7 protein-coding genes are annotated in these 6,000 nt (G+C 72.8%); 3 read left to right on the top strand and 4 right to left on the bottom strand.

The window, feature by feature from the left end:
• Positions 1-42: 42 nt before the first annotated feature.
• From ACWDNY_RS22580 to ACWDNY_RS22570, 3 genes are read right to left on the bottom strand one after another with little or no spacing between them, the layout of a single operon-like run.
• Positions 43-396 carry a hypothetical protein gene (locus ACWDNY_RS22580; protein WP_451647597.1) on the bottom strand — a complete coding sequence of 118 codons (354 nt, stop codon included), beginning with the start codon at positions 394-396 and terminating at the stop codon, positions 43-45.
• A 4-nt stretch (positions 397-400) separates the two neighbouring features.
• Positions 401-754 carry a hypothetical protein gene (locus ACWDNY_RS22575; RefSeq protein WP_451647596.1) on the bottom strand — a complete coding sequence of 118 codons (354 nt, stop codon included), beginning with the start codon at positions 752-754 and terminating at the stop codon, positions 401-403.
• Complete coding sequence (locus ACWDNY_RS22570; protein ID WP_451647595.1) at positions 751-1,074, bottom strand: PadR family transcriptional regulator; 324 nt, start codon at positions 1,072-1,074, stop codon at positions 751-753. The genes ACWDNY_RS22575 and ACWDNY_RS22570 overlap by 4 nt, the downstream gene beginning before the upstream one ends.
• A gap of 185 nt (positions 1,075-1,259) precedes the next feature.
• Here ACWDNY_RS22570 and ACWDNY_RS22565 point away from each other — a divergent pair, with 185 nt between their 5' ends.
• Entirely contained in the window at positions 1,260-1,520 is a 261-nt protein-coding gene (locus ACWDNY_RS22565; RefSeq protein ID WP_451647594.1) for a recombinase family protein, read from the top strand.
• Positions 1,521-1,667: 147 nt separating this feature from the next.
• Here ACWDNY_RS22565 and ACWDNY_RS22560 read toward each other — a convergent pair whose 3' ends face one another.
• Complete coding sequence (locus ACWDNY_RS22560) at positions 1,668-1,919, bottom strand: helix-turn-helix domain-containing protein (RefSeq protein ID WP_451647593.1); 252 nt, start codon at positions 1,917-1,919, stop codon at positions 1,668-1,670.
• A 33-nt stretch (positions 1,920-1,952) separates the two neighbouring features.
• Between ACWDNY_RS22560 and map the strand changes: the two genes are divergently transcribed.
• Both map and ACWDNY_RS22550 read left to right on the top strand, forming a co-directional pair.
• Positions 1,953-2,720, top strand: a complete 768-nt coding sequence (map, locus tag ACWDNY_RS22555) for a type I methionyl aminopeptidase (protein ID WP_451647592.1) — start codon at positions 1,953-1,955, stop codon at positions 2,718-2,720.
• 513 nt (positions 2,721-3,233) lie between these two features.
• Entirely contained in the window at positions 3,234-5,777 is a 2,544-nt protein-coding gene (locus ACWDNY_RS22550; protein WP_451647591.1) for an ATP-dependent Clp protease ATP-binding subunit, read from the top strand.
• Positions 5,778-6,000: the final 223 nt, after the last annotated feature.

The raw sequence follows: 6,000 nt of genomic DNA, 5'->3' as shown, positions 1-6,000 counted from the left end.
CAGTCGGCACATGGGCGGTCCGGGCCAGGTGCTCATCAGTTTCTATACCTCGGCGGACCGGCGGTCTTGTGGCGATTGCACGACGGCACGCCGGCGGCCGCGGCGCCGAAGGAGATGGGCAACTGTCGCGCCCAGGACGACCAGCCCGGGTCCGGAGTGCACGGCGAAGACGCCCAGCAAGTGCGGGCCGCCCCAGTCCTGCGCATAGCTCTCAGGATTGGAGTAGTCGATGATGAAGAACTCGGCGATTCCCCGGGCAATCAGGTAAACCGCCAGAAGTCCACCGACAAGCATCGCGGCCGCTCTGAGGACCCACCGCCGGGACCTCGGCGAAACGACACACACCATTGAGCCGACCACAAGCGTGAGAAAGACGCAGGCGACAGCGATGAGCATGAGCTCAGGCCTTCCCAATTGGCTTACGGTGGCGGCGATAGGTGAGGACTAGCAGTCCGGCCCAGGGAGCGAGGGAGGCCGACAGCGCCAGCGCTCGGCGCGGTGTAGTGGGGGCCCACAGGATGTTGTCTGTCAGTCCAGCCTGCAGCGCGAGGTGGGTGACGGTGGTGGACACCACGATCGCCAGCGCGACCAGCACCAGCGTGAAGCGTGCCCGCACCTGCTGTGTGGCAGCATGGGCGACCACGTCGATCAGGGTGCGCGGGGTGAGGTCGGTGTCGTCGAGGAGGGCGCGGAACTCTTCACCGTAGCGCTCACGCCACGGCTTCGGGTGCAGTGCCACGAGCAGATCCCTCATGCCCACCCCAACCGCCGCCTTCCGGTGCTCACTACGCGCGACCAACTCTCCAGGTGCGCCGCCAGCGCCTCCCGCCCGGCCGGGGTGATCTCGTACGGGCGCCGGCGCTCCTCGCTGGGCAGTGCAACGATCAGCCCGCGGTCGACGAGCTTGCTCAACGACCCGTACAGCGTGCCCGGACCTAGTTGGACCCCGGTCTGCTCCTTCACGTCGGCGGTGATGGCGTAGCCGTGCTTGGGCCCATCACTGAGTGAGAGCAGCACCAGTGCGCCCGGTTCGCCGAACCGAGCCAGTCCCTCCAAACGTCTTTGGTTCGTCATGCGATGCATCGTATGACGTAGTAGAGCGCTCGTGAAGGGCGCAACGGAGAATTGCCACCCAGAACTGCGTTCTCCGCGACATACCGGAGCCCGCCGAACCGGCCGCCGCCGTCGAACAGTTCGACTGTCCAACCTGTGAAGCACCCGCCGGAAGCACCTGGGGCACACTCCGCGCCGAGCTGGAGGTGAGGACCCCCGCCGACCGCGGCCCCGGACGCGCGTGGGAGATGGGCCCGGCCATCGACGCCGCGGTGCCCGAGGCAACCACGAAGCCCACACGGGTGGGGTACGCCCGCTGTAGTACCGCCCAGCAAGAACTCCAGAGCCGGCTCGACGCCCTCACGGAAGCCGGGTGCGACCCGGTGTTCTCCGAGAAGCTCAGCACCCGGGTCAAGGTCCGGCCCGAGTTCGTCAAGGCGATGGACGGACCACGCGGCCGAGGCTAGGCGCGGCCTCCGGACGGCGCACCCGGCCACCGGGGGCCGCGACGCAGGGGCGACCGTGCGAGGCCGCGCGGTCGCTACGGCCTCCGGCAGACCCCCTGACCGGGCCGCTTCGGCCTGGGACGCCTCACCGCGAAGGCGCCTCCCCGGTCACAGCGGGGCCGGTACGCACCGTCCGGCCAGCTCGTCCATCGACAGCCCGAGCACGCCGGCCAGCGCGGCGACAGTGAAGAAGGCCGGCGTCGGGGCCCGGCCCGTCTCGATCTTGCGGAGCGTCTCCGCCGAGATGCCGGCTCTCGCCGCGACCTCGGCCATGCTGCGGCTGCCGCGCGCCTCGCGCAGCAGGAGGCCCAGCCGTTCGCCGCGTTCACGCTCTTCGGGGGTGAGGGGGGTGCGCACCATGAGCGTCATTCTAATACCGGTATAGTAATTGGCATGGTGGAACTCAAGACGGACACTTCGATCGACGCCATGCACGCGGCTGGGCAGGTGGTGGCACGGGCCCTCACCGCCGCACGGCGCGCCGCCGGCGTCGGCGTCTCCCTGCTGGAACTGGACGAGCTGGCACGCGAGGTGCTGCGCGAGGCCGGCGCGACCTCCCCGTTCCTGGGCTACCGGCCCTCCTTCGCGCCCGTCCCCTTCCCCGCGGTCCTGTGCGCCTCCGTCAACGACGCCATCGTGCACGGCATCCCGACCGCCTACCGGCTGCGCGACGGCGACCTGGTCTCCCTCGACTTCGGCGCCGAGCTGGACGGCTGGGCCGGCGACTCCGCGATCAGCTTCACCGTGGGCAGGCCCCGCCCGGCCGACGTCCGGCTGATCGAGACCGCCGAGCGGGCGCTGGCCGCCGGCATCGAGGCGGCCGTGGTGGGCAACCGCATCGGCGACATCGCGCACGCCGTCGGCTCGGTGTGCCGGGCGGCGGGTTACGGCGTGCCGGACGGCTTCGGGGGCCACGGGATCGGCCGCCGCATGCACGAGGACCCCGCGGTTCCCAACGAGGGCCGCCCCGGCCGCGGTCTCCCCCTGCGTCACGGCATGGTCCTGGCGATCGAGCCGATGCTGATCGGGGGCGGCACGGACGGCTACCACGCGGATCTGGACGGCTGGACCCTGCGCACGAACGACGGCTCCCGGGCGGCTCACGTCGAGCACACGGTCGCGATCACGGCAGCGGGCCCTCGCGTCCTCACCGCGCGATGAGCGTCCTCCCCACAGGCTGAACCACTCGTCCCGCGCGGCCGGCGGGCTGCGCACCGCGCAGGGCGAGCGTGCTGCCGCGCGCGGCGCGCGGCCGGCCGAGGAGGCCGAACGTGCTGCCGCGCAGCGCGAGCCCTCAGCCGCGCCGCGCAGGGCGCGCGTACTGCCGCGCGCAGCGCGCGGCCGGCCGAGGGGAGCGAGGGCCGGCCGAGGGGGGCGAGGGCCGGCCGAGGGGGGCGAACGGGCCGGTCGAGGGCGGTGAACGTACGCGCCGGGGGGACCGCGCTCACCGCGGCCCTGCGTCTCCGCCGCGCGAGGCGGCGACGAGCGGCCGGGGACGGGGGGCCGGACACCGTACGGGCGGCCGCCTTCGGACCGGGCCGGCACAGGCCGGAAAGCCCTTGCGCGGACTCCGTCCCGGACATGCCTGCCGCAGAAGAACGTGCCATCGTGGCATGAGCGCCCTTCGCCGGGTTACCCGGCCCCGGCACGTCGTCAGCGAAGGAGCGGAAAGCGATGACCAGCGGTTTCATCGGTCCGGAGGGCGACCCCTTCGGCGAATTCCTCGCCCGCTTCTTCGGCGGACCGCGCCCCGGCCCCCGGCAGATCGACATCGGGCGCCTGCTCAGCCAGCCCGCCCGCGAGATGGTCCGGGGTGCGGCCCAGTACGCCGCCGAGCACGGCAGCCGGGACCTGGACACCGAGCACCTGCTCCGGGCCGCGCTCGGCGCCGAACCCACCCGGAGCCTGCTCAGCCGGTCCGGCGCCGACCCGGACTCGCTGGCGACGGAAATCGACCGGCGGTCGGGCCCCGTCCAGCACCCGCCGGGCGAGACCCCGCCCCCGACCTCCCTCTCGCTCACCCCGGCCGTCAAGCGCGCGCTGCTCGACGCGCACGACATGGCCCGCGCCAGCGGCGCCGGGTACATCGGGCCCGAGCACGTGCTCAGCGCGCTGGCCGCCAACCCCGACTCCGCCGCCGGGCACATTCTGAACGCGTCACGGTTCGACGCCGGCGGCGGCCTGCCCCCCGAGTCGTCGGACGCGGCGCGGCAACTCCCCGCCCCCGAAGGCAAGCGGACCACCACGCCCACCCTCGACAAGTACGGCCGTGACCTCACCGACCTGGCTCGCGAGGGCCGCATCGACCCGGTGATCGGTCGCGACGAGGAGATCGAGCAGACCATCGAGGTGCTCTCCCGCCGCGGGAAGAACAACCCGGTCCTGATCGGTGACGCGGGCGTCGGCAAGACCGCCATCGTCGAGGGGCTCGCGCAGCGCATCGCGGACGGCGACGTGCCCGACATCCTCAGCGACCGCCGGGTGGTGGCCCTGGACCTGCCGAGCGTGGTCGCGGGCACCCGCTACCGGGGCGACTTCGAGGAGCGGCTGAACAACATCGTGACGGAGGTCCGGACCAACTCCGACCGACTGATCGTCTTCATCGACGAACTGCACACCGTCGTCGGCGCCGGCTCGGGCGGCGAGGGCGGCGCGATGGACGCGGGCAACATCCTCAAGCCCGCCCTGGCGCGCGGCGAACTGCACATCGTGGGCGCGACCACTCTGGAGGAGTACCGCAGGATCGAGAAGGACGCGGCGCTGGCCCGCCGGTTCCAGCCGATCCTGGTGCCCGAGCCGTCCGTCCCGGACGCGCTGGAGATCCTCCGCGGGCTGCGCGACCGCTACGAGGCCCACCACCAGGTCCGCTACACCGACGAGGCGCTGACGGCCGCCGTGGAACTGTCCGACCGGTACCTGACGGACCGCCGGCTGCCGGACAAGGCGATCGACCTGATCGACCAGGCCGGTGCCAGGGTGCGGCTGCGGGCGCGGACGAAGGGCAGCGACGTACGGGCCATGGAGCGCGAGGTCGAGCGGCTCACCCTGGACAAGGACCAGGCGGTCGCGGACGAGCAGTACGAGACGGCCACGCAGCTGCGGGACCGCATCACCGAGCTGAAGCAGCAACTCGCCACGTCCGGCCACGGCGGGGAGGCTGACGAGGGACAGAACCTGCAGGTCACCACCCAGGACATCGCCGAGGTGGTCTCGCGCCTGACCGGCATCCCCGTCAGCAGCCTCACCCAGGAGGAGAAGGAACGACTGCTCCGCCTGGCGGAGCATCTGCACCGGCGGGTGATCGGGCAGGACGAGGCGGTCACCGCCGTCGCCGAGGCGGTGCTGCGCTCCCGCGCCGGACTCGCCAGCCCGGACCGGCCGATCGGCAGCTTCCTGTTCCTCGGCCCGACCGGCGTCGGCAAGACCGAGCTGGCCCGGACGCTGGCCGACGCGCTGTTCGGCAGCGAGGACCGCATGGTGCGCCTCGACATGAGCGAGTACCAGGAACGGCACACCGTCAGCCGCCTGGTCGGCGCCCCGCCCGGGTACGTCGGCCACGAGGAGGCCGGACAGCTCACCGAGGTCGTGCGCCGGCACCCGTACTCGCTGCTGCTCCTCGACGAGGTGGAGAAGGCGCACCCGGACGTCTTCAACATCCTGCTGCAGGTCCTCGACGACGGACGGCTCACCGACTCCCAGGGCCGCACGGTGGACTTCACCAACACGGTGATCGTCATGACCAGCAACCTGGGCTCCGAGGCCATCACACGACGCGGCGCCGGCATCGGCTTCGGCACGGGCGGCGCGGAGTCGGACGAGGAGGCGCGGCGCGAGCAGATCCTGCGGCCGCTGCGCGAGCACTTCCGGCCGGAGTTCCTCAACCGCATCGACGAGATCGTCGTCTTCCGCCAGCTGACCGCCGAACAGCTCCGGCAGATCACCGACCTGCTGCTGGAGAAGACCCGTCGCCTGCTGCACGCGCAGGGCGTCACGGTCGAGTTCACCGACGCGGCCGTCGACTGGCTCGCCCAGCGGGGCTACCAGCCCGAGTACGGCGCCCGGCCGCTGCGCCGCACCATCCAGCGCGAGGTCGACAACCACCTGTCGCGGCTGCTCCTCGACGGCACCATCACCGAGGGCAGCCGGGTCACCGTCGATGTCGAGGACGGCCGGCTGACGTTCCGCACCGAGGAGGCGGCACCCGCCGGCCTCGCCTGACGGCCGGTCACCGGGCGCGCGGCCGTCCGCGGCCTGCGGCGTCGCCGGGCGCCGTGGCCGCCCGGCGTGGACGATCCGACACCTGAGCCCGCGCACCTGAGGGGTCCGGCCGCTGTGGCCGGACCCCTCAGGCGTGCGCCCGGCCGCACGGCCTCGGCGGGGCCGAAGCCCCGTGCACCCGACGCGCGGCCGCCTCGCCGGGGCGGGAGCCCCCGGGGCCGGC

The organism is Streptomyces sp. NPDC003697 (assembly GCF_053587115.1).
This window is presented reverse-complemented; position numbering and strand designations above follow the sequence as displayed.